The 19,478-nt window shown below is 60.0% G+C and carries 14 protein-coding genes; 5 read left to right on the top strand and 9 right to left on the bottom strand.

Translation table 11 applies throughout. From position 1 onward, the window contains the following. Positions 1-281: 281 nt before the first annotated feature. Complete coding sequence (locus J3D54_RS10780) at positions 282-998, bottom strand: TraX family protein (protein WP_253426581.1); 717 nt, start codon at positions 996-998, stop codon at positions 282-284. A gap of 127 nt (positions 999-1,125) precedes the next feature. On the opposite strand from J3D54_RS10780, the gene J3D54_RS10775 reads away from it, so the two are divergent. The 3 genes from J3D54_RS10775 (at position 1,126) to J3D54_RS10765 (ending at position 3,778) form a co-directional block, all read left to right on the top strand. Then, positions 1,126-2,166, top strand: coding sequence for a low specificity L-threonine aldolase (locus tag J3D54_RS10775; protein ID WP_253417956.1), 1,041 nt, complete (start codon positions 1,126-1,128; stop codon positions 2,164-2,166). Positions 2,167-2,290: 124 nt separating this feature from the next. Next, positions 2,291-3,115 carry an NAD(P)-dependent oxidoreductase gene (locus tag J3D54_RS10770; RefSeq protein WP_253417954.1) on the top strand — a complete coding sequence of 275 codons (825 nt, stop codon included), beginning with the start codon at positions 2,291-2,293 and terminating at the stop codon, positions 3,113-3,115. Between the two features lie 258 nt (positions 3,116-3,373). Beyond that, entirely contained in the window at positions 3,374-3,778 is a 405-nt protein-coding gene (locus tag J3D54_RS10765; RefSeq protein ID WP_253417953.1) for a hypothetical protein, read from the top strand. Positions 3,779-3,871: 93 nt separating this feature from the next. Here the strand turns inward: J3D54_RS10765 and gbcB are convergent, their stop codons facing one another. Next, positions 3,872-4,972: a glycine-betaine demethylase subunit GbcB gene (gbcB, locus tag J3D54_RS10760; RefSeq protein ID WP_253417951.1), complete on the bottom strand. Its 1,101-nt coding sequence runs from the start codon at positions 4,970-4,972 to the stop codon at positions 3,872-3,874. Positions 4,973-5,254: 282 nt separating this feature from the next. On the opposite strand from gbcB, the gene gbcA reads away from it, so the two are divergent. Beyond that, positions 5,255-6,550 (top strand): glycine-betaine demethylase subunit GbcA, encoded by a 1,296-nt coding sequence (gene gbcA, locus J3D54_RS10755; protein WP_096479443.1) that lies wholly within the window; start codon positions 5,255-5,257, stop codon positions 6,548-6,550. Positions 6,551-6,658: 108 nt separating this feature from the next. Here gbcA and J3D54_RS10750 read toward each other — a convergent pair whose 3' ends face one another. The 3 genes from J3D54_RS10750 to J3D54_RS10740 all read right to left on the bottom strand — a co-directional run bounded on the left by J3D54_RS10750 (position 6,659) and on the right by J3D54_RS10740 (position 13,462). Further along, entirely contained in the window at positions 6,659-7,909 is a 1,251-nt protein-coding gene (locus tag J3D54_RS10750; protein ID WP_253417949.1) for a metallophosphoesterase, read from the bottom strand. 26 nt (positions 7,910-7,935) lie between these two features. Beyond that, positions 7,936-9,804: a hypothetical protein gene (locus tag J3D54_RS10745; RefSeq protein WP_253417947.1), complete on the bottom strand. Its 1,869-nt coding sequence runs from the start codon at positions 9,802-9,804 to the stop codon at positions 7,936-7,938. 205 nt (positions 9,805-10,009) lie between these two features. Then, positions 10,010-13,462 (bottom strand): GMC oxidoreductase, encoded by a 3,453-nt coding sequence (locus J3D54_RS10740; RefSeq protein WP_253417945.1) that lies wholly within the window; start codon positions 13,460-13,462, stop codon positions 10,010-10,012. A 474-nt stretch (positions 13,463-13,936) separates the two neighbouring features. On the opposite strand from J3D54_RS10740, the gene J3D54_RS10735 reads away from it, so the two are divergent. Continuing rightward, entirely contained in the window at positions 13,937-14,308 is a 372-nt protein-coding gene (locus J3D54_RS10735; protein ID WP_253417944.1) for a hypothetical protein, read from the top strand. Positions 14,309-14,525: 217 nt separating this feature from the next. Here the strand turns inward: J3D54_RS10735 and J3D54_RS10730 are convergent, their stop codons facing one another. The 4 genes from J3D54_RS10730 to dgcB form a co-directional block, all read right to left on the bottom strand. Next, positions 14,526-15,092: a GNAT family N-acetyltransferase gene (locus J3D54_RS10730; protein WP_253417943.1), complete on the bottom strand. Its 567-nt coding sequence runs from the start codon at positions 15,090-15,092 to the stop codon at positions 14,526-14,528. 248 nt (positions 15,093-15,340) lie between these two features. Next, positions 15,341-16,111 (bottom strand): electron transfer flavoprotein subunit beta, encoded by a 771-nt coding sequence (locus J3D54_RS10725; RefSeq protein ID WP_253417942.1) that lies wholly within the window; start codon positions 16,109-16,111, stop codon positions 15,341-15,343. 15 nt (positions 16,112-16,126) lie between these two features. Continuing rightward, positions 16,127-17,347: an electron transfer flavoprotein subunit alpha/FixB family protein gene (locus tag J3D54_RS10720; protein WP_253417941.1), complete on the bottom strand. Its 1,221-nt coding sequence runs from the start codon at positions 17,345-17,347 to the stop codon at positions 16,127-16,129. Then, positions 17,347-19,296 carry a dimethylglycine demethylation protein DgcB gene (dgcB, locus tag J3D54_RS10715; RefSeq protein WP_253417940.1) on the bottom strand — a complete coding sequence of 650 codons (1,950 nt, stop codon included), beginning with the start codon at positions 19,294-19,296 and terminating at the stop codon, positions 17,347-17,349. The genes J3D54_RS10720 and dgcB overlap by 1 nt, the downstream gene beginning before the upstream one ends. Between the last annotated feature and the right edge of the window lie 182 nt (positions 19,297-19,478).

Genomic DNA, 19,478 nt, shown 5'->3' with positions numbered 1-19,478 from the left:
TCTCGGTAAGGCACTGGCGTTACGGCAGTGCCCTTTGGATGCGATGGTATGACCGGCGCAGACAGGTCAAATGCCTATGGACGCCACGCAAAGGTGCGTTTACGACATGGACCGAAAAGCCTGACCGGACACACTCTTCAAATCAGAAAGGATCCCCTGTGGGAGCGGGCTTGCCCGCGACAGCGGTGGGTCAGCTGACATCAATGCTGGAGGTGATGCCGCCATCGCGGGCAAGCCCGCTCCCACAAAGGTTTTGCGCGCCCCTGTAGAAGGTCAGGGGGTCAAGCGATGAGTTGGCGCAAGGCCAGAAGCGCGAGGAAATGCGCGGGATAGAGGGCGTAGGCCCAACGACGCATTGGCGGTGGCCGGATGCCTTGGGCGTGTCGCAACAAGAACAGCCCCAACAATGGCGCAATCAGACAAGCGACAATACCGAGGATCGCCGCACCACTGCCGAACCAGGCAGCGCAATACAGCACTTGCCATTGATTAGCCGCCAGACACACCAACCCCGGCAGCAGACTGAAATACCAGGGCCGCTGGATCACCAGCAACATCGCCAGCGGCAACAGCACGCCGAAGAAACCGAACATCAGGCGCTCCGGGAACAGTGCCGCCAGCAACAAGGCAACCGCCGCCAACAGTCGCGATTGCAGCGTCCTGTGCTGCCAGCCGCGCGCCACCAACAACCCCAAGGCCAGCGTGGGCAACACGTTCAAGGGGTCGGGATCGGGGATGTACATCCGGTAGGGAATTTCGCTCAGGGCACTAAACAGCAATAACCAACCGAGGTAGCGCCACTGGCCGCCGGTCGCCACTTCACGGACACGCGACAAGTTCGCCGCCATCGCCAGACAGAACCATGGAAATGCCAATCTGCCCGGCACATACAGCAGATCGAATGAATAACCGATATATCGCAGGTGATCGAGCACCATGCTCAGCAGCGCCAGCCACTTGAGCAGATCCAGCGCACCGTCCCTCGGCGTCATGTGCATAATTGCCCAAGGCATTTGTATTTTTCTGACAGACTCATCCCGTGTGCTCCCCGGACGATCTTCGGTAAAGTGCACATCATCATTGACCAACGAAGCGCCACAAGCGCCTCGATCACGGAAGCCGGCCATGACCGACAAGAGCCAACAATTCGCCAGCGACAACTACTCCGGTATCTGCCCTGAAGCCTGGGCTGCCATGGAACAGGCCAACCACGGCCACCAACGCGCTTACGGCGACGATGAGTGGACCGCACGTGCGTCCGATCAATTCCGTAAGCTGTTCGAAACCGACTGCGAAGTGTTCTTCGCTTTCAACGGCACCGCAGCCAACTCGTTGGCCCTGTCGTCGCTGTGCCAGAGTTACCACAGCGTGATCTGCTCGGAAACCGCCCACGTCGAAACCGACGAATGCGGCGCGCCGGAGTTTTTCTCCAACGGTTCCAAGCTGCTCATCGCCCGCACCGAAAACGGCAAGCTGACCCCGGAATCGATCCGCGAAATCGCCCTCAAGCGCCAGGACATCCACTACCCGAAACCGCGCGTCGTGACCCTGACCCAGGCCACTGAAGTCGGCAGCGTGTACACCCCGGAAGAAATCCGCGCCATCAGCGTCACCTGTAAAGAACTGGGCCTGAACCTGCACATGGACGGTGCCCGTTTCTCCAACGCCTGCGCATACCTGGGTTGCTCGCCAGCCGACCTGACCTGGAAGGCCGGCGTCGACGTGCTGTGCTTTGGCGGTACGAAAAACGGCATGGCGGTGGGCGAAGCGATTCTGTTCTTCAACCACAAACTGGCCGAAGACTTCGACTACCGCTGCAAACAGGCAGGGCAACTGGCGTCGAAGATGCGCTTCCTCTCGGCCCCTTGGGTCGGGATTCTGGAAAACGACGCTTGGCTCAAATACGCCCGCCACGCCAACCACTGCGCGCAGTTGCTGGCGGAACTAGTGAGCGACATTCCTGGCGTAGAGCTGATGTTCCCGGTGCAGGCCAACGGCGTGTTCCTGCAACTGTCGGAACCGGCCATCGCCGCGCTGACCGCCAAGAGCTGGCGCTTCTACACCTTCATCGGCAACGGCGGCGCGCGGTTCATGTGCTCGTGGGACACCGAAGAAGAACGCGTGCGGGAACTGGCGGCAGATATCCGGGAAGTGATGACGGCCTGACGCCTTACCCGCTGTGATCGTTCCCACGCAGAGCGTGGGAACGATCACAGCTCTACACGAGTTGGTCTACATTGACTGCGAGCCCTTTCGATCCGCTCGGATCACACCCATCGGGAGCGTCCGCATGTCACTACAAGGCAAAACCCTGTTCATCACCGGCGCCAGTCGCGGGATCGGCCGCGAAATCGCGCTGCGGGCAGCAAAGGATGGGGCCAACATCGTGATTGCCGCGAAAAGCGCCGCCCCTCACCCCAAACTGCCCGGCACTATTTTCAGCGTGGCGGCGGAAGTCGAAGCCGCGGGCGGCAAGGCGCTAGCCCTGGAAGTGGATGTGCGCGATGAAACCATCGTGCAGCAGGCCATGATCGACGCCAGCGAGCATTTCGGCGGCATCGACGCGCTGATCAACAATGCCGGGGCGATCAAACTGACCGGGGTGCAGCACATCGAACTCAAGCGCTTCGACTTGATGCACCAGATCAACACTCGCGCCGTGCTGCTGTGCAGTCAGGCCGCCCTGCCCTATCTGAAAAAAAACGGCGGGCACATCCTCAACCTGTCACCACCGCTGAACCTGGCCACCAAATGGTTCGCCCAGTACAGCCCCTACACGATCACCAAATACGGCATGAGCATGCTCACCCTGGGCATGAGCGAGGAATTCGTCGCCTACGGCATCAGCGTCAACTCCCTGTGGCCGCAGACCATGATTGCCACGGCCGCCATCGAGTTTCAGCTGGGCTCTCGGGAGTCGTTCAAGCATGCGCGCACGCCAGCGATCATGGCGGATGCGGCGCACGTCATCCTGGACAGCAGCGGCCGCAGCATTACCGGGCGGTTGCTGATTGATGAAGAGATCTTGCGCGAACACGGAACGACCGAGTTTTCCCACTATCGCTATGAACCGGACAGCGAAACTACGTTGATGCTCGATCTGTTCGTGGATTGAGTTTTCAACGTCAATTTAAAAAAGGCGCAATATTGTCGATCAATCGGTTGGACTTTTTGCGCCGCTTCGCTTAAAAATTTTCCTGTCAGAAGTTCACAACTTCCAGCCCCAACAACCACACTTCTGCAGACTTGTCTACTGTAAAACCTGACAGCTAGTCGAGTTAATGCGCGTCCGTTAAATTCACGCTTACTCAGTGGGCAGATATTCCCCATGAGTGTTTGCATCATCGGCGCCCTATAACCAAAGGATAATAAAATGAAAAATCAAGACCAAAAGTTTGATGATGATCAACGTTTATCAAATATCCCCTCAACCAAAGAGTTTCTAGCAATTAAATCAGGCGACATTGTCGTAGACGAAGGCAGCAGTGTAGCTACCTCGGTCAGATACAAGTACTTTAAATTGGAGGGCGGTAAATACTCCATCTGGACGTTAGGTCTTGACGGGTCAGACAACAATGATGGTGACTTCTGGAACGCTCCCGACAAATCAAAAGACCCTGTCAGTTATGAACAGATGCTATCGTTCGCCAATCCCGAAGCTATTAGCACCAGCTTCAGTGAGAGTTTCACCGTACTGCGCAAAAAATTTAGTATTAGTTACGACCTTAAAGAACTAACCCTGCTGGGCATATTCGTCAAACCCAACATACCAGCATAATACCAACCCTATCGACTCAGCCTCTGCATAACACTAATGAATGTTTTACTAAACAAATGAGTGACCTGGCTCAGGTCACTCATTTGATGGATTTTAAAACTCGATCCGCACATCCCCCTTCGGCACGCTGCAGCACGACAGAATGAACCCTTCGGCTTCATCCTCCTCGGTGATCCCGCCGTTGTGGTCCATCTCCACTTCGCCGCCCAGCTTCATCACCTTGCACGTCCCGCAGATGCCCATCCCGCAGGCCTTGGGGATCATCAGGCCAAGTTTGGCGGCAGCGGCGTGGACGGTTTCGCCCGGAGCCACGCGGATGCTCTTGCCAGAGGCGGTGAATTCCACCTGGTGCAGATCCGCCGCGTCGATTTCCGGCGCGTCCGCTGCTTGCTCGGCTTGCTCCACCGCGTCGGCACGAGCTTCCGGCGGCGTCGCGCCGAAGGACTCTTCGTGATAACGCTTCATGTCGAAACCCGCCGCCTCGAGCATGCGCTTGACCGCGTTCATGTACGGGGTCGGGCCGCAGCAGAAGACTTCACGCTCAAGGAAGTCCGGCGCCATCAGTTCGAGCATCTTGTGATTCAGGTAACCGCGATAACCGGCCCACGGCTCGCCCAGACCATGCTTCTCGCAGATCAGGTGCAGGCTGAAGTTATCGATCCGCGATGCCATGTGCTCCAGCTCGCGGTGGTAAATGATGTCTTTGGGCGAACGGGCGCTGTGGATAAACACCATGTCGACATTGCCGTTGGTGTCATAGAACCAGCGCGCCATGGACATGCACGGCGTGATGCCGACGCCGCCGCTCAGGTAGAGTACTTTCGGAGCGGGGAAGTCCATGGCGTTGAACAGCCCGACCGGCCCGTGCACCGCCAGTTCCTGGCCTTCATGCAGGGTGTCGTGCAGCCAGTTGGACACCTTGCCCCCCGGCACGCGCTTGATGGTCACCGAAAAGCTGTACGGCACCGACGGCGAACTGGAAATGGTGTAGGAGCGCATGATCGGCACGCCGTCGATTTCCAGCTCCAGGGTGACGAATTGCCCGGGCTTGAAGAAGAACAGGATCGGCTGGTCGGCCATAAAGCAGAAGGTGCGCACATCCCAGGTTTCCTGGATGACTTTGACACAACGGACAATGTGTCGACCATTGGCCCAGGTCTGGGTGGTTACCGGGTTCAGGAAGCTGTTGGACATGCTGATCTCCACGGCCGACTACCGGCCTTTATGTTGGCGATTCTGCGTATAGCGCAGCCCCGCCATTTACCTATCTGCGACATTCACATACTTATCGCGACCAGCCCCCAATTACCGGGGGTTGCGCGTCGGGAACAGATTGGGCCATGTCGCCCATGGATAAGGTTCTGGTGCGCGCCGGCCCCACACTCGCCCCATACCAAGACACAACCGTTACACCTTGCGTAGCAAACCTGATCAGCCACTTTCGCGGCCACGCAGATGGCCTTGAGGAAACACATGATGGACGTCACCACCACCCTGAGCCTGGGCGATCCACTGGAACCCGCACGCAAGGCCACCGCGCAGATGCTGCAAGAACGCGAGCGCACTTTCTCGCTGCCGCAGCCGTTTTACTCTGACGAGCGGCTGTTTGATATCGACATGCAGGAAATTTTCCAGAAAGAGTGGTTGATCGCCGGCATGACCTGCGAGATCCCGACCAAGGGCAACTACCTGACCCTGCAAGTCGGCAAGAACCCGATCATCGTGATTCGCGGCGCCGACGGCGTGGTCCATGCGTTCCACAACGTCTGCCGCCACCGTGGTTCACGCCTGTGCACCAGTGAAAAAGGCAAGGTCGCCAAACTGGTCTGCCACTACCACCAGTGGACGTACGAACTGGACGGTCGCCTGCTGTTCGCCGGCACCGAAATGGGCGCCGACTTCGACATGAAGCAGTACGGCCTCAAGCCGGTGAACGTGAAGACCGCTGGCGGTTACATCTTCATCAGCCTGGCGGAAAACCCGCCAGCCATCGATGACTTCCTGTCGACGCTCAGCCATTACATGGAACCGTACGACATGGAGAACACCAAGGTGGCGGTGCAAACCACCTTGATGGAAAAAGCCAACTGGAAACTGGTGCTGGAAAACAACCGCGAGTGCTATCACTGCAACGCGTCGCACCCGGAGCTGCTGAAAACCCTGCTGGAATGGGACGACGTCACCGACCCGCGTGCCGATCAGGCCTTCAAGGACCACGTAGCCGCTTCCGCCGCTGCCTGGGAAGCCGAGAAGATCCCTTACGCCCACGCCAGTTTCGGCCTGCGTAACCGTATCGTGCGCATGCCGCTGCTCAAGGGCACCGTGTCGATGACCATGGACGGCAAACAGGGCTGCGCCAAACTGATGGGTCGAATCAAGAACCCGGACCTGGGCTCGATGCGCATCCTGCACCTGCCGCACTCGTGGAACCACTGCATGGGCGACCACATCATCGTGTTCACCGTGTGGCCGATCAGCGCTCAGGAAACCATGGTCACCACCAAGTGGATCGTGCACAAGGACGCGGTCGAAGGCGTGGACTACGACGTGGAGCGCATGCGCCAGGTCTGGGATGCCACCAACGACCAGGACCGTCGCCTGGCCGAAGAGAACCAGCGCGGGATCAACTCCACCGCGTACCAGCCAGGGCCTTACTCCAAGACCTATGAGTTTGGTGTGGTGAACTTTGTGGACTGGTACAGCGAGCGTCTGTTGAACAACCTGGGGGCCGAGCCTGCGCCGTACCTCAAAGGCGTGCCGGTTCAAGGCTAAGAGCAAAAGCATCGCGAGCAGGCTCGCTTCCACACTGGATCTATATGCACTGAAGATCCCTTGTGGGAGCGAGCCTGCTCGCGATGACGGCTTACCCGTCACCACAAATCAATGGGCTGACGAAGACCACCGCACCGACCCATCCTCGCCGATAAACGTCTCTTCAATGTTTTCCCCCACCAGCCGCACCTTCACATAACCGTTCAACACCCGATCCGGGTACGCCTCATCCCGCGCATTTTGCGTTTCCGACCACAGCACCCGCGAATGCCCGTTCAACTCGCTGGCATTGCCGTAAGGAATCGCCCCGTGCCCGGCGCAGCGCGCATGCAAGCCACCTTGAGTGGCATAGCAGATACCGTTGTGCAAATGCCCCCAGTACCAGTAATCCGGCTCGCGACCCAAGGCATCACACACCGGCTGATACAACGACGTCTTGGTATGCCCGGTAATGTCGAAGCCCTGGTGATGACTGAGCACCATGACCTTCTTGCGTCTGGGCAAGTCTTTCATCCAGTCGATCTGCTGTTTGTTCAACGAACCGTCCATGTACAGGTTAATCGGGTCCGAGGCATAAGCCGTGTCGAGCCCAATCACCAGCCAGTCATCGTTGTACAACGCAAAATAGCTGGTGCCCTGTTGCGCCGGGAAACGCTTGGCCAGTTCCTTGAAGTAGCCATGGGCGCCGCTGTACATCTCGTGGTTGGAGTTGAGGGTGAACGAGCCCTGCTTGCCCATCGGCCAGCCGACCATGTCGACGTCTTCCTGGGAGCGAGTGCCAGCGTAATACACATCCCCCAAATGGATGGTGAAGTCGGCCTGGGCCAGTTGCATCTGATTGGCCACCGCCACTGCCGGGGCATGGCTGTCGAACGGCCCGGTGCCCCAGTCGCCGGCGATGGCCAGGGTCACGTCGCTGTCCATGCGCATCAGCGCCGGGTTGGTGGCGAACGGCGCGTGATGCCGCAGATTCTCGATCCACTTCAGTAGCGCTTCGCTCCACAACAGATCCAGCAGCTCCCATTTGCGACAACCGAGCAGGCTGCCGTCCTTGAGCACTCGGGTCTGCAGTTCGTCTACCGATTGCGGCAAGGGGCTGGCGTTACCGATGTGCAGGATCGACAAGCCGTGTGACAACTCCCACGGCACACTCGGTTGATCGTCCGACAAGTCGCCGTGCTTGAGCACGTATTGCGCCTGATCATGCCCCCGTTGCAGCAACGCGACGATGGCCTGGTACTCCTCAGGCTCAAGCTCGCTGACGAGCTTCTTCCAAGCCATTTCCAGCCGCGTGAACAGCCCGTGCAGGCGCACCTTCACCTTGTCGTATTCATGTTCCCAATGACTGACCAATGACATATCGACTTCCTCCATCCGTAGTGGGATCACAGGGTTTTCATGAACTCGATAAGCGCCCGCTTATCGAGTTCCGACAACTGCGTGCCGTACAGGTGGCCACCGTTGTGGTTGCCCTCCAGACGCGTGTCGTATTTGAAGTCCGCCGAGGCTTTCACCTGCTCGCCACTGGTGACGAAGCCGACCTTGTCCTTGTCGTAAATGTCGGAGCCGGTGAAGAACACCGGCGGCCGCAGCTCCGGTGGTTGCAGCAAATCCCACAGGGTCGGCACCGAACCGTTGTGCAAGTACGGCGCGCGCAACCAGATGCCGTCGGTGGGCGTGTTGCTGTAGCTCTGGGTCTTGCGGTAGGCAGCAAAGTCGAACGGCGGTTTCTTGAAGCCGTGGAAAGCCGTCACCAGTCCCGTGGTGAACGAATTCAGCCGATGGGGATCAGTGCCCAGTTCATCAATAGTGGTGGTGACCTGACCGGTGTCGGTGCGGCCGAAGTCATGGCAGCCGGCGCAATTTTTTTCCCAGACCGGCTTGCCCCGGGCGACCTTGGCCTGATCCAGCGCGAACGGCCAGGCCGGTGCCTTGTGGCCCAGCAACCAATTGGTCACCCGGTTGAAACTGTCCGGCAGCACCGATTCCGGCGTCGCGCCCACCGCCATAGCCGCCGCGTAGTTGCGCTCATGGATGTCGTTGTTATTGCCGTCCCAGTGCAGGTACAGCGACTCCCGGGGTTTCTGGTTCCAGACTTGCGGCAAGTCGACAGTGCCGATAGTCGAGTCATCCGGGAAGCCGAACACCACCATTTTCGTCGGGTTGAAGGTATCGGTGCGCCCCGGCCCTTGCGGTGCGCGCAGCTTCTGCCAGGCATAGGCCTGTTTCTGTTTGATCAGCGCACTCGTAGCCATCGGAATGATCAGGTAGCGGTTGTACAGGCGCTCGAAGAACCCAAGCTGAAACTTGCTGTTGATTGCGGCCATCACCGCGTCGGGAGTGAATTTCGGGTCGCTGGCGCAATCGTAGGCGAACCACTGGAAGGCCTGCAGCTGCAGGGTATTGGCCGGCGCAGAGGCCACCGGGGTAGCAACGTCGCTGGCATTGGCACGATAGGAGCCGGTGTGGCACAGGGCACAGTTGGGCTCCACGGTCGGGTAGCCGATCTGCCGCTTGGCCATGCCGATCGGCAGGTCCTTGCCGTTTTCATAGAGAAAACCGAACACTTCATACCCGCCGGGTTTCGGCAGTTTTTCCGGGCACATCTGCGGCAACACGGCGAACAGGTAATAGGGAATCCGTGCTTCGATGCCCAAGCCGATAGCAGCGTATTTGTAATGGTCTTCGTCGGAGGCGTACTGCTCGGCCGGCACCACCCGCAGCATCTGGTACCAGGTTTCGTAACCGATAAACCCCAGCGCCAGCACCACGACCAGCGTGGCGACCTTGAAGCTGTGCCGCTGCCAGCGGCGCGCCCACGCTGCGCACCACTCACGCCAGCCATCGCGAAGCAGCGCGAAAGGTCGATTGGCCGGCGCGCTGCCCAGGTACAGCAGAATTCCCAGGATCAGGAACATGCCCAGATCGCCCAGCAGCATCGGCACAAACACCTGGGGCTGGTTGCTGGTGTTGATCAGGTAGATCCAGAACGCCACGGCGACCAACCGCGACAACACGCACAGCCACGAATGCACGACGTATTTGGGTGCGTTGAAGCCTGACGGCATGTAAAAAAGGCTGATCCCCACCAGCAACATGCCGGCGTTCTCCAGCCAAGGATCGGAGAGCTGCGGTGGCATCCCGAGCATCGAGGTCAGCAACGACGGCGCGAACAGCGCCGGAATCGCGAAGACCATGTTCATTGCGATGCCTATCCAGATGAAGCGTTGAAACCAGCGGATGTAACTGTCCATGGCATCCATTTCCTTTTGTGCCACATATACCTGTGGCGAGGGGCTTGCCCCCGTTGGGCTGCGAAGCGGCCCCAAATCGGCAAATGCGGTTATTCAGGAAAACCGCGATTGCAGGTTTCACGACTGCTTCGCAGCCGAACGGGGCGGTGCGGCGGTCCGACAAGCCCCCTCGCCACAACAAGCTCCAGGCCACAGGTGAGCAGTGCTAGCCGAGGGCGGTTTTCTCCAGGTGCTGCAGGATGATCGGGTACACATCGACCACCGCGTTCTTGCCGAACATGCAGTCGATATGCCCGTATCCCGGCACCACATGCCGGCTGTAGCGCTCCGGTCCATGGACTTTGCACACGCGCTCATAGGTCCTGAGCGTGCTTTCGGGCAAGTAGCACTGGTTGTCTTCGCCGCTGATGAAACAGATCGGCATGGTCAGCCGGTCGAAGTGCGGCATGTAGACGTCCTGGCCCTTGAAGTCCACCAGATGGCCTTTGCGCAGGATCAGCGCCAGGTGTTCGAAGGTCTGTATGTTCGACTCACCGAATAGCTCGTGCAGGTTGTCGTGCAGGGTTTCGTTGAGCGTGTCGTGACGGTACAGCGACGCGTACATGAAGGTGATGCGGTGGCACACCGGGTTGGTGCAGTAACCTTGAGCCTCAATGCGGGCGTAGACGTTGAGGGCCTTGTCGTAGAGTTTGTTGAACCAGCTCTCCTTATTGTCGGCATACGCGGTGAGGGATTTGATGCCGATGGCGTCGAGCATCCCCGGCAAATGCAAACCGGCCTTGAGTCCCGTTGCCGTGGCGACCACCGTGTCCGCAGCAATCTGCGAACACACCACCGAACGCACGCCCTGCAACCCCGCCAGCAGCGACATGAAGAAAGTCGTCGCGCCATAGCAATGCACCACGCACTGCACGTCAGCGGCGAGGGTTGCCTGCTGGATATGCTCGATGGCGGCCTTGAAGTCGTACTGGGCAATCTGGTCGCCGTTCCATTCGTGCTTGCTGGCCGGCAGCAGGATGCTGACCCGGAAATCCAGCAGCCAGACGTCGTACTCGTGCTTGCACAGGTACTCCAACAGGTTGGTCTGGATGGTGTCGGTGGAGAAAATATTCGAGCCCACCCCCAAACCATGCACCAGCATCACCGGCCCCTTGCTGCCGCCCTGATAGCGGGTCAGGCGTAGCTGGACACTGTCTTCGGTCTGGAAGAACTGCACACTCGGCGTCGGCGCGTCCAACGGACGTTTCTGCCGGGGCGGCGCATCGGGGTTGAAGTAGATGTCGCCCGCGAATACCCCGCCGTAGCTCTCCCACAAGATGCCAGCGAAGAACTTGCCGAACCGCGCCAGCCCTTCAATACGCTCGCGTTCGTTGCGCGCATTGAGCACCTTCATGGTGGTCATCTGCTTGGCAAAATCGGCCGGCTGGATGTGCATCACCCCCGAACCAATCACCTCGCCCGTCTTGTCCGGTCCCCGATACAGCGTCACGTAGAGCGTACTGGTGTCGTGCCAGACGTTCAGCACGCCGTTGTCTTCGGGCACAGTCTTGAATGCGCTGAAGTAATAATCGCTGCCGTCCTCGGCAGTCAGTTTCATGTCGTAATTCATGTGCCGCACGCCAACCTGTTCCTGATACTCCTCGAACAGATTGAACACGCCATTGCTGGCGGTCAGCGGCTCTGGCGACAGGCCTGGCGCATCCAGAGTACCGACCAGCGTTGCGGCATGTTCCGGCTCCTTGATCATGCGGTTGAGGTCGTTGGCGGTGATGGTCAGGGTGAACTCGATCGGCGAGTTATCCGACTTGCCGCGTTTGGCCGCCGCTTCGTAAAGTTTGAGATCGGTGCCCTGCGGCTGGGTGAATTCTTTGGAGAAATAGCCCTTCATGGTTTCGGTGAACTGCACGCCGAGGGTCGGCGCCGCCACCGGTTTACGCGGTGCCGAGGGCAGCGTGTAGTCGATGTGCCACCCGCGATCGGCGGCCAGCAGGCCCATGTTGCGCTCGCTCACGGCGGAGATGGTCAGCAACGGATTGACCGCCAGGGAGGTCGGGATCACCGCGCCGTCGGCGACGTACAATCCGGCATAGACATCGGTGCCACTGGCGCCGCTGAACACCTGGCCCTTGTGGTTGACCACCCCTTGCGTCGCATCCTCGCCCATCACACAACCGCCCAATGGGTGCACGGAAACGATGCTGTGCTTGAGCAACTCGGTCCAGATCGGGTTTTCGACCCAGATCCCGCCCAAGGCCTTGGTGCTCTGGTGCAGGCGCTCGTTGCCGATCTTGACGTTTTCCTGCTCGCCAACGCCCGGCCAGTCGATGCGCAACTGATCCTTGCTGTCGAGCACCATGCGGCCCTTGCCATCGTCGTGGCTCATGATCAGGTAGGTCTGCATGTTGTGCAGGGCGCCGTGATACGGGCCGCGCAGGAAGCTTTCGGTTTCGCGCTCGGCGTACTTGAGCTTGCCGGTGAAGCTGTCATCGGTGGGTTTGCCGATCAACCCGGCGAATGTGGCCATGCTCGGCACCATGGGCCGGCCCAGCGCGCCGGGGATCGAGCCTTCTTCGATGACCATGCGGCTGCGCCAGTCGCCTTCGGTGCGCATGTCGATGATTGAGGTGATGCACGGGCCGACCGGTTTCATTTCCTTGGCCGGATGGGCGCCGAAACCGATGCCGTTGATCGTTTCATCGCAGTTGTGGCCAAAACCGAGGATGTCGCCGTTGCCGCTCATGTTTTCGCCGAGCTGATTGGACGTCGACAGGCCTTTGTCCCGAGAGCGCAGGAGGATTTCGGTGGAGCCCAGAGTGCCGGCCGACACCACCACGATGTCCGCCTTGACGAACAGGGTCGGCGCGGAGAATTTCTCGCGACCGCTGTCCAGGTATTGGAAGTGCACGATCCAGCCATCGCCGTCGCGCTCCAGATGCCGGACCTCGGCCTGGCAGAAAATTTCTGCGCCGTGGTTGCTGGCATCCGGCAGGTAATTCATCAACGTGGTGTTCTTGGCCTTGTTGTTACAGCCCGAAACGCAGTCGCCGCAGTGGTTGCACGGCAACTGCTCGACGCCGACGTGGTTGAGGTTGTTCGGCAGTTTGTCGAAGGTCACATTGATCGGCGGCTTGTAGAAGTGCGCGCCTTGCTTGAGGTAGTCGGCGGACTTCTGGTTAGCCTCGAGTTTGGGCAGGGTCGGAGCAGTTTTCGGATAGGGATTGGGCTTGAGCATCTCCCGAGCCCGGGCGTAACCGTCCTTGAGCAGTGTGTCGCGATGTTCACGCACCGCCAGCGGCCAGCGCGGGTCGTCGAACACACCGGGCTCCGGTTCCAGCGCGACGTTGGCATTGATCAGTGAGGTGCCGCCCAGGCCGCAACCGACCACTACGTTCTGCTGGGCGTTGACGTGCAGGTCGAACAACCCGGTGCGCGAACCGATGTGCCCGTCCGGGTCATGCACTTGCAGCTCTTCGGTGGCCGCCAGCATCGTATTGGGGTATTCACCGGGCTGGATTTCCCGGCCTCGCTCCAGCAGGCATACCCGCCTGCCAGCCCGGGACAGGCGCGACGCCGCGATCCCGCCGCCGTAGCCGGAGCCAATGACGATCACGTCGTAATGTTCCTTGATATCGCTGATGGGCGTGGCGATCCGTGTCATGGGTCATTTCCTCTCAGGCAGATGGAGCAACTCTGCGGTTGCCTGCAATCGATAGACGAACAAACGCCTGGTCACCGGGCACGGTCGGGCCTCAATGGCAGCTGCGTTATGGCAGGGGAATGGGGGTCAGGCGCTATAGACGAGCGCGCTGATTGGCGGCGCGGCGGTAAGTCCGCTTGTGCAACAAGGTGGCGGGTGTCGGAACACAGGTCACGCAGGGGCTAGGGTGCGAATGTGGCTGCGAGCGATTTGGCTGGCTATCCATCACGCGTTCTCCCTGAACCAGATGTGGATAAGCGATGGCTGTCCGTGTGCCATGAGAGTGAAGACAGGTGACAGATCGAAGTCAAGGAAGTGCCTTAGAACTGTATGAAATCTGATCTATCGCGTTCCAGCCTATGCGGGCCGTGGCGTGCAGGGTTCAGCGAACAAGTTATCCACATCTCCACCCACAGCTAATGGGGACAACTGTGGATGACAGGTGAAACTTCCGCACAAAAACCGAAGAAAAACCGTGACTTATCCAGAAGCAGGGTTTTGGCCCGGTATTGGTTATTTTTTAATCATAAGCTTGAAGGCCACGTTTTACATGACGTGCAGGGGATGGCGAACACCTTATCCACAGAAGCACCAACAGACTTTGGGGGCAACTTTGCGGGTTCTGTGGAAAACCGCTTAAACCCACGAGAATTCGGGGTTTTCGGGAGGATTAACGAGGGGAAACGTCAAATTGAACAATATTTGATCAACCCACTGAAAGCCACGATTTGTAAGGTCTGTAGCGGACAGCGAACATCTTATCCACAGAAGCGCCAACAGAGATTGGGGGCAAGTGTGGGCCAGTGAGCGAGGTTAATCTGTGGAAAAAGCCCGAAAAAACCGCAACTTAGGCTGGTTGTTTTTTGTACGGAGGGCTGGAGGGCTTGATTGGCGTGAGGTGTAGCGAGGGGCGAACATGTTATCCACAGAAGCGCTAACAGGGATTGTGGGTAACCACGGTGGATTGTTGCTGTACACACAATCTGTGATCGACATCGAACCCGTGTGGGAGCGGGTTCATGCCTTAAGGCCGATACATCAAATAGGCTTCCCCCGTGACCCGAATCATTGGGTGAGGCGTGATCGTGCAGGTATCGACGATCCGGAAGCCATGCCGCTCATAAAACCGCCGGGCGCCGGTGTTCACCGCGTAGTCGATCAGGCTCAAGCCGTTGAGCCCCAACTGGTTGGCACGGTCGTAGGCATAGGCGAGGAATTGTTGGCCCAAACCCTGATTGCGCCAGCCCTCATGCAGGGCCAGGCTCGAAATATAAAGGGTGTCGGGGATTTCCATCGTGGCATACGGCGCCAGGACCGGATCGGTCACGGGAGCGGCCTGAGGATCGTGGCGCATCACGTAGCTGTGCAGCATGCCGATGACCTTCCCCTCGGCCTGCGCGATAAGGCAGTTCTGATAGGAGAAATCAACATCTTCACGGGCGTAACGAATGGCCCCCACTTCCAGCAGATCCTGCCCGGGCTCCGCCAGCTGACTCCAGATGTAATCCGAAGCCCCCTCTGACGAAATCTGGAACAAACGAGCAATCTCGCGCGCATCCGTGCGCAATGCGGGACGAAATTCAACTTCCATTTTTTCCCCATAAACTTTGGTGAGATGATTTTCAGGCTCTGCGTTTCCAGCATGAGCACGAGCACGCTGTGGGGGCGAACCTCTGTGGCGAGGGGGCTTGCCCCCGTTGGGCTGCGCAGCAGTCCTAAAATCGCTGATGCACCAAAAATCGTGTGAGTGCTACGCACTCAAACGGGGCGATGCGGCGTTCCGACAAGCCCCCTCGCCACAAAAGCTCGCTTCCACATTGAATCCATGGTGACTACTTCTCAGCGGACCACGCCTTCTTCAATCAACAACTTGAGGATGGCTTCAGCGCCCGCTTGCGCGCTCACGCCCTTGAGCACTTGCCCGCCACCGCCACTGGCCTTGGCCGTCGCGGCCTTCATGCGGTCTGCACCGCTCTTGGCCTTGATCACTTTCAAGCGTTTGGGTCGTGGCTTGGCCGGTTGCAGCGTGGCCACTGCCAGCAGTTCATCGTCGACCACTTCAACTTCATCTGCCTGCAATACTCCGCGTCGCGCCGGACCGTAGGCGCTCTGCCGAGGCTTGGGCGCCGCGTTATCCACAGTCGCCAGAAACGGCAGGCGCACTTTCAGACGACGACGCTGCCCGCGAGGCAAGGCCTGCAGCACCAGCGCCGAACCGCCGTCGATGGATTCGACTTGCGCCAAACCCACCACCAGCGGCCAACCGAGGCTTTCGGCCAGCAGGAACGGCAACATGCCCGAGCCTTCACCGGTTTCCGCCTGGCTGCCGGTCAACACCACCTGTGCCCCGGCGTCACGCAAATAAGCGGTCAATGCCGGCAGCGCATCCGCGCCGGCCGGTTGTTCCAGCACATGCAACTGTTCCAGGCCCATGCCCAGATAGGCACGCAGCGCCGGTTCCGCGACGTCGCCGGCGTGCAGCACTTGCAGGTTATCCCCAGCCAGTTGCAGACCCAGCTCAACGGCCCGCGCGTCCTGCTCGGCGCGGCGTGGCCGGCCGGAGGTCGGGTGGGCGCCGATGGACACCAGGCTGATGATTTTCGTGCTCATAACCCTTTCCTTCCCTTAAGCCGCATCGCGCTTGGCGTCGTTGCGGTAAGCCGCTACCGCATCGATCAAGGCTTGAAGAATCTCGGCGCTCTCGCCGATCACCGACAAGTCGGCCCGTTTGATCATGTCGCACCCCGGATCGAGGTTGATCGCCACCACTTTGTCGCAGGCACCGATGCCCTGCAGATGCTGGATCGCCCCGGAAATCCCCACCGCCACGTAAACCCGTGCGGTGACCCAGGTGCCGGACGCACCGACCTGACGGTCGCGCGCCATGAAACCATCGTCCACCGCCACCCGCGACGCACCTTCGGTCGCGCCCAACGCTTCGGCCGTCCTGTGGAAAAGTCCCCAGTCCTTGACCCCGTTGCCGCCGGAGAAGATGAACTCGGCTTCGGCCATCGGAATCGCTGCCGGGTCCACCGCCACCGCGCCCAGGTCTTCGATCCGCGACAGGCTGCGGGCGACCGCTGTGGATAACTCCACCGGCAACGCTTCGTGACGGGTTTCGCTGACCGGTTCGGCGCATTCGGCAGCCGCCAGAATCAAGCGTGCCACCGGCCGCGCAAGGTCCTGCAAACCGGCACCGGCACGGCCGATGCATTCCTGATCCTTGACCTGCCAGACCCGTGTGGCCGGGCGTTCGCCCAGTGCGGCGGCAAAGCGTCGACCCAGCTCGCCGCCACCGCTGCGGCTGTCCGGCAGCAACCAGTGACGCGGGCTGAACTGGTTATCCACAGCCCGCAAGCCCTGGACACGTTGCTCCGGTGCATAACCGCTGAACTCGTCGCCTTCCAGTACCAGCAAGCGGTCGACGCCCGCCGTGGCGAAGGCGTTTTCCTTGTGCTCACCGAAGACCACCGCCAATACCGCGCCGTCCTTGCCGGCCAACTGATGGGCCAGGCCGAGCAAATCGCGGTCGTGGCTGCTCAAGCGGCCGCCGACCATGTCCGGCACCACGCTGATGTAAAACGCGGGTGCAGCCACTTGATGCAGCGGCAATTGCACTTCAACTGCGGCCGAGCGTTTCGTCGCCCCGCCCTGTTGAGCGCCACTGCGATCAATCCGTTTGATCCCGTTGGGACCGATAAAACCGATCCCGTGGGGATTCTTGCGGATGACGCCGTTAGGCCCCATCCAGCTGTGTTGCGCCGGCTGCATGGCCGCGTGCAGCGGGTGCAGACGGTTGCGGGCGATCCATTCAGCGCGAGGGTCGCGGCGGATAATGTCGCTCATCAATGCACCTCCGCAGGTTCACGTTTGGCCGGGGCCGAAGGCTTTCCCGGCGCGGCGTCTTCGAGCAGCGCATCAGCCACCAGTTCGGCGATGTCCTTGATCAACGGCCGTGGTTCGACCACGCCCTCAAGCATCGCGGTGCACTGTGGACAACCCACGGCCACCAGTTCGGCACCGGTTTCGCGGATGTCTTCCATGCGCATGTCTGGGATCCGTTGCTTGCCCGGAATGTCGGTGATCGGCGCACCGCCACCACCGCCGCAGCAGCGCGAACGGAAACCGGAACGTTGCATTTCCTTGACCTCGATACCCAGGGCGCGCAGCACTTCGCGCGGCGCCTCGTATTCGCCGTTGTAGCGGCCGAGGTAGCACGGGTCGTGATAAGTCACGCTGCTGCCTTTGTGCTGGCCGAGGTTCAGAGCGCCAGCGCCTATGATCTCGGCCATGTAAGTGCTGTGGTGCTGCACGAGGTAGTTACCATCGAAGGCGCCGTACTCGTTTTTCAGCACATGGAAGCTGTGCGGGTCGCAGGTGACGATGCGGTTGAAGCGGTATTTGGCCAGGGTCTGGATGTTGCGTTTGGCCAACAGTTGGAAAGTCGCCTCGTCGCCCAGACGCCGGGCCACGTCACCGCTGTCGCGTTCTTCAAGACCCAACACCGCGAAGTCGACCTTCGCCGCTTTCAGCACTTTGACGAAGGCGCGCAAGGTGCGCTGGTTGCGCATGTCGAAGGCACCGTCGCCGACCCAGAACAGCACGTCGGTGGATTTCTTCTCGCTGAGCAGGTTCAGGTTCAAATCCGCCGCCCAGTTCATCCGCCCGCCCGGCGCGAAGCCGCCCGGGTTGTCGGTGGCGATCAGGTTTTCCAGGACTTCGGCGCCCTTGTTCGGGGTCGCGCCTTTTTCCAGGGTCAGATGGCGACGCATGTCGACGATGGCGTCGACGTGCTCGATCATCATCGGGCATTCCTCGACGCAAGCACGGCAGGTGGTGCAGGACCATAGGGTTTCAGCGTCCACCAGACCGTTGACGATCGGTTGATGCGGGTTGCCTGCATGCTCGCCGATCGGCTTGCCTGGGTAAGGGCTGCCGGCAAACTTGGCATCGGTGCCACCGGCCAGGCCAACGACCATGTCCTGAATCAGTTTTTTCGGGTTCAGCGGCTGGCCGGCGGCGAACGCCGGGCACGCGGCTTCGCATTTACCGCACTGCACGCAGGCGTCGAAGCCGAGCAGTTGGTTCCAGGTGAAATCCTTGGGTTTTTCCACGCCCAGTGGCGCGGTCGGATCGTTGAGGTCCAGCGGTTTCAAACCGGTGGAACGACCGCCACCAAAACGTTCGGAGCGACGGTGCCAGGCCAGGTGCAGGGCACCGGCGAAGGCGTGTTTCATCGGCCCGCCCCAAGTCATGCCGAAGAACAGTTCCGACACGCCCCACAGCACACCGACGCCGAGAATCGCCGCCAGCACCCAGCCACCGAAATTTTCCGGCAGGATGCCCGCCACCGGCAGGGTCAACAGGAAGAACGACGCCGAGAATGCCAGCAGGCTTTTCGGCAGGCGCATCCACGGACCTTTGGACAACCGGGCCGGTGGGTTGCGCCGACGCAGGAACACAAAGATCGCGCCGACGAACATCACTGCCGTCATCAACAGCAGCGCATAACCAAGGATGCGGTTATGCAGGCCGAAACCGTGAACCAGAATCGCCAGGACAATGGACGCCACCGCACCACCGGCCGTGGCGACGTGAGTGTTGGCGATGTATTTGTCCCGCGCGACGACGTGGTGCAAATCGACCATGTAACGCTTGGGCATGGCGAACAGACCGCCGATCAGGTCGACTTTCGAAGCCCGGCCCTGACGCCACATAGCCACCCGCCGTAACGCGCCCAGGACAGCCAGGCCCAGGGCAGCGAACAACAGGATTGGAAGAAGGGTGTTCAACATGTGGAGCTCCCAAAGACCGCAGGGTCTTGCAAGGATTCATGTGCGTGCCCGTGAAGGCGATGCACCTACTTGTGGCGAGGGGGCTTGCCCCCGTTCGGCTGCGAAGCAGTCGTAAATCCGGCCAATGCATTTTTCCTGACAGAGCGCATTGACTGACGTTGGGGCCGCTTCGCAGCCCAACG

Source organism: Pseudomonas sp. GGS8 (assembly GCF_024168645.1).
Classification (GTDB): domain Bacteria; phylum Pseudomonadota; class Gammaproteobacteria; order Pseudomonadales; family Pseudomonadaceae; genus Aquipseudomonas.
Note: the sequence above shows the minus strand (reverse complement) of the source record. Positions and strands in the feature narration are given on the sequence as shown.

Bases quoted from the DNA above. Each gene is read 5' to 3' on its own strand.
- J3D54_RS10735 (WP_253417944.1), top strand. From the start codon at position 13,937: ATGACAGGTGAAACTTCCGCACAAAAACCGAAGAAAAACCGTGACTTA.
- J3D54_RS10745 (WP_253417947.1), bottom strand. From the start codon at position 9,804: ATGGACAGTTACATCCGCTGGTTTCAACGCTTCATCTGGATAGGCATC.
- gbcB (WP_253417951.1), bottom strand. From the start codon at position 4,972: ATGTCCAACAGCTTCCTGAACCCGGTAACCACCCAGACCTGGGCCAAT.
- J3D54_RS10780 (WP_253426581.1), bottom strand. From the start codon at position 998: ATGCACATGACGCCGAGGGACGGTGCGCTGGATCTGCTCAAGTGGCTG.
- J3D54_RS10725 (WP_253417942.1), bottom strand. From the start codon at position 16,111: ATGAGCACGAAAATCATCAGCCTGGTGTCCATCGGCGCCCACCCGACC.
- J3D54_RS10775 (WP_253417956.1), top strand. From the start codon at position 1,126: ATGACCGACAAGAGCCAACAATTCGCCAGCGACAACTACTCCGGTATC.
- J3D54_RS10770 (WP_253417954.1), top strand. From the start codon at position 2,291: ATGTCACTACAAGGCAAAACCCTGTTCATCACCGGCGCCAGTCGCGGG.
- J3D54_RS10765 (WP_253417953.1), top strand. From the start codon at position 3,374: ATGAAAAATCAAGACCAAAAGTTTGATGATGATCAACGTTTATCAAAT.
- gbcA (WP_096479443.1), top strand. From the start codon at position 5,255: ATGGACGTCACCACCACCCTGAGCCTGGGCGATCCACTGGAACCCGCA.
- J3D54_RS10750 (WP_253417949.1), bottom strand. From the start codon at position 7,909: ATGTCATTGGTCAGTCATTGGGAACATGAATACGACAAGGTGAAGGTG.
- J3D54_RS10720 (WP_253417941.1), bottom strand. From the start codon at position 17,347: ATGAGCGACATTATCCGCCGCGACCCTCGCGCTGAATGGATCGCCCGC.
- J3D54_RS10740 (WP_253417945.1), bottom strand. From the start codon at position 13,462: ATGACACGGATCGCCACGCCCATCAGCGATATCAAGGAACATTACGAC.
- dgcB (WP_253417940.1), bottom strand. From the start codon at position 19,296: ATGTTGAACACCCTTCTTCCAATCCTGTTGTTCGCTGCCCTGGGCCTG.
- J3D54_RS10730 (WP_253417943.1), bottom strand. From the start codon at position 15,092: ATGGAAGTTGAATTTCGTCCCGCATTGCGCACGGATGCGCGCGAGATT.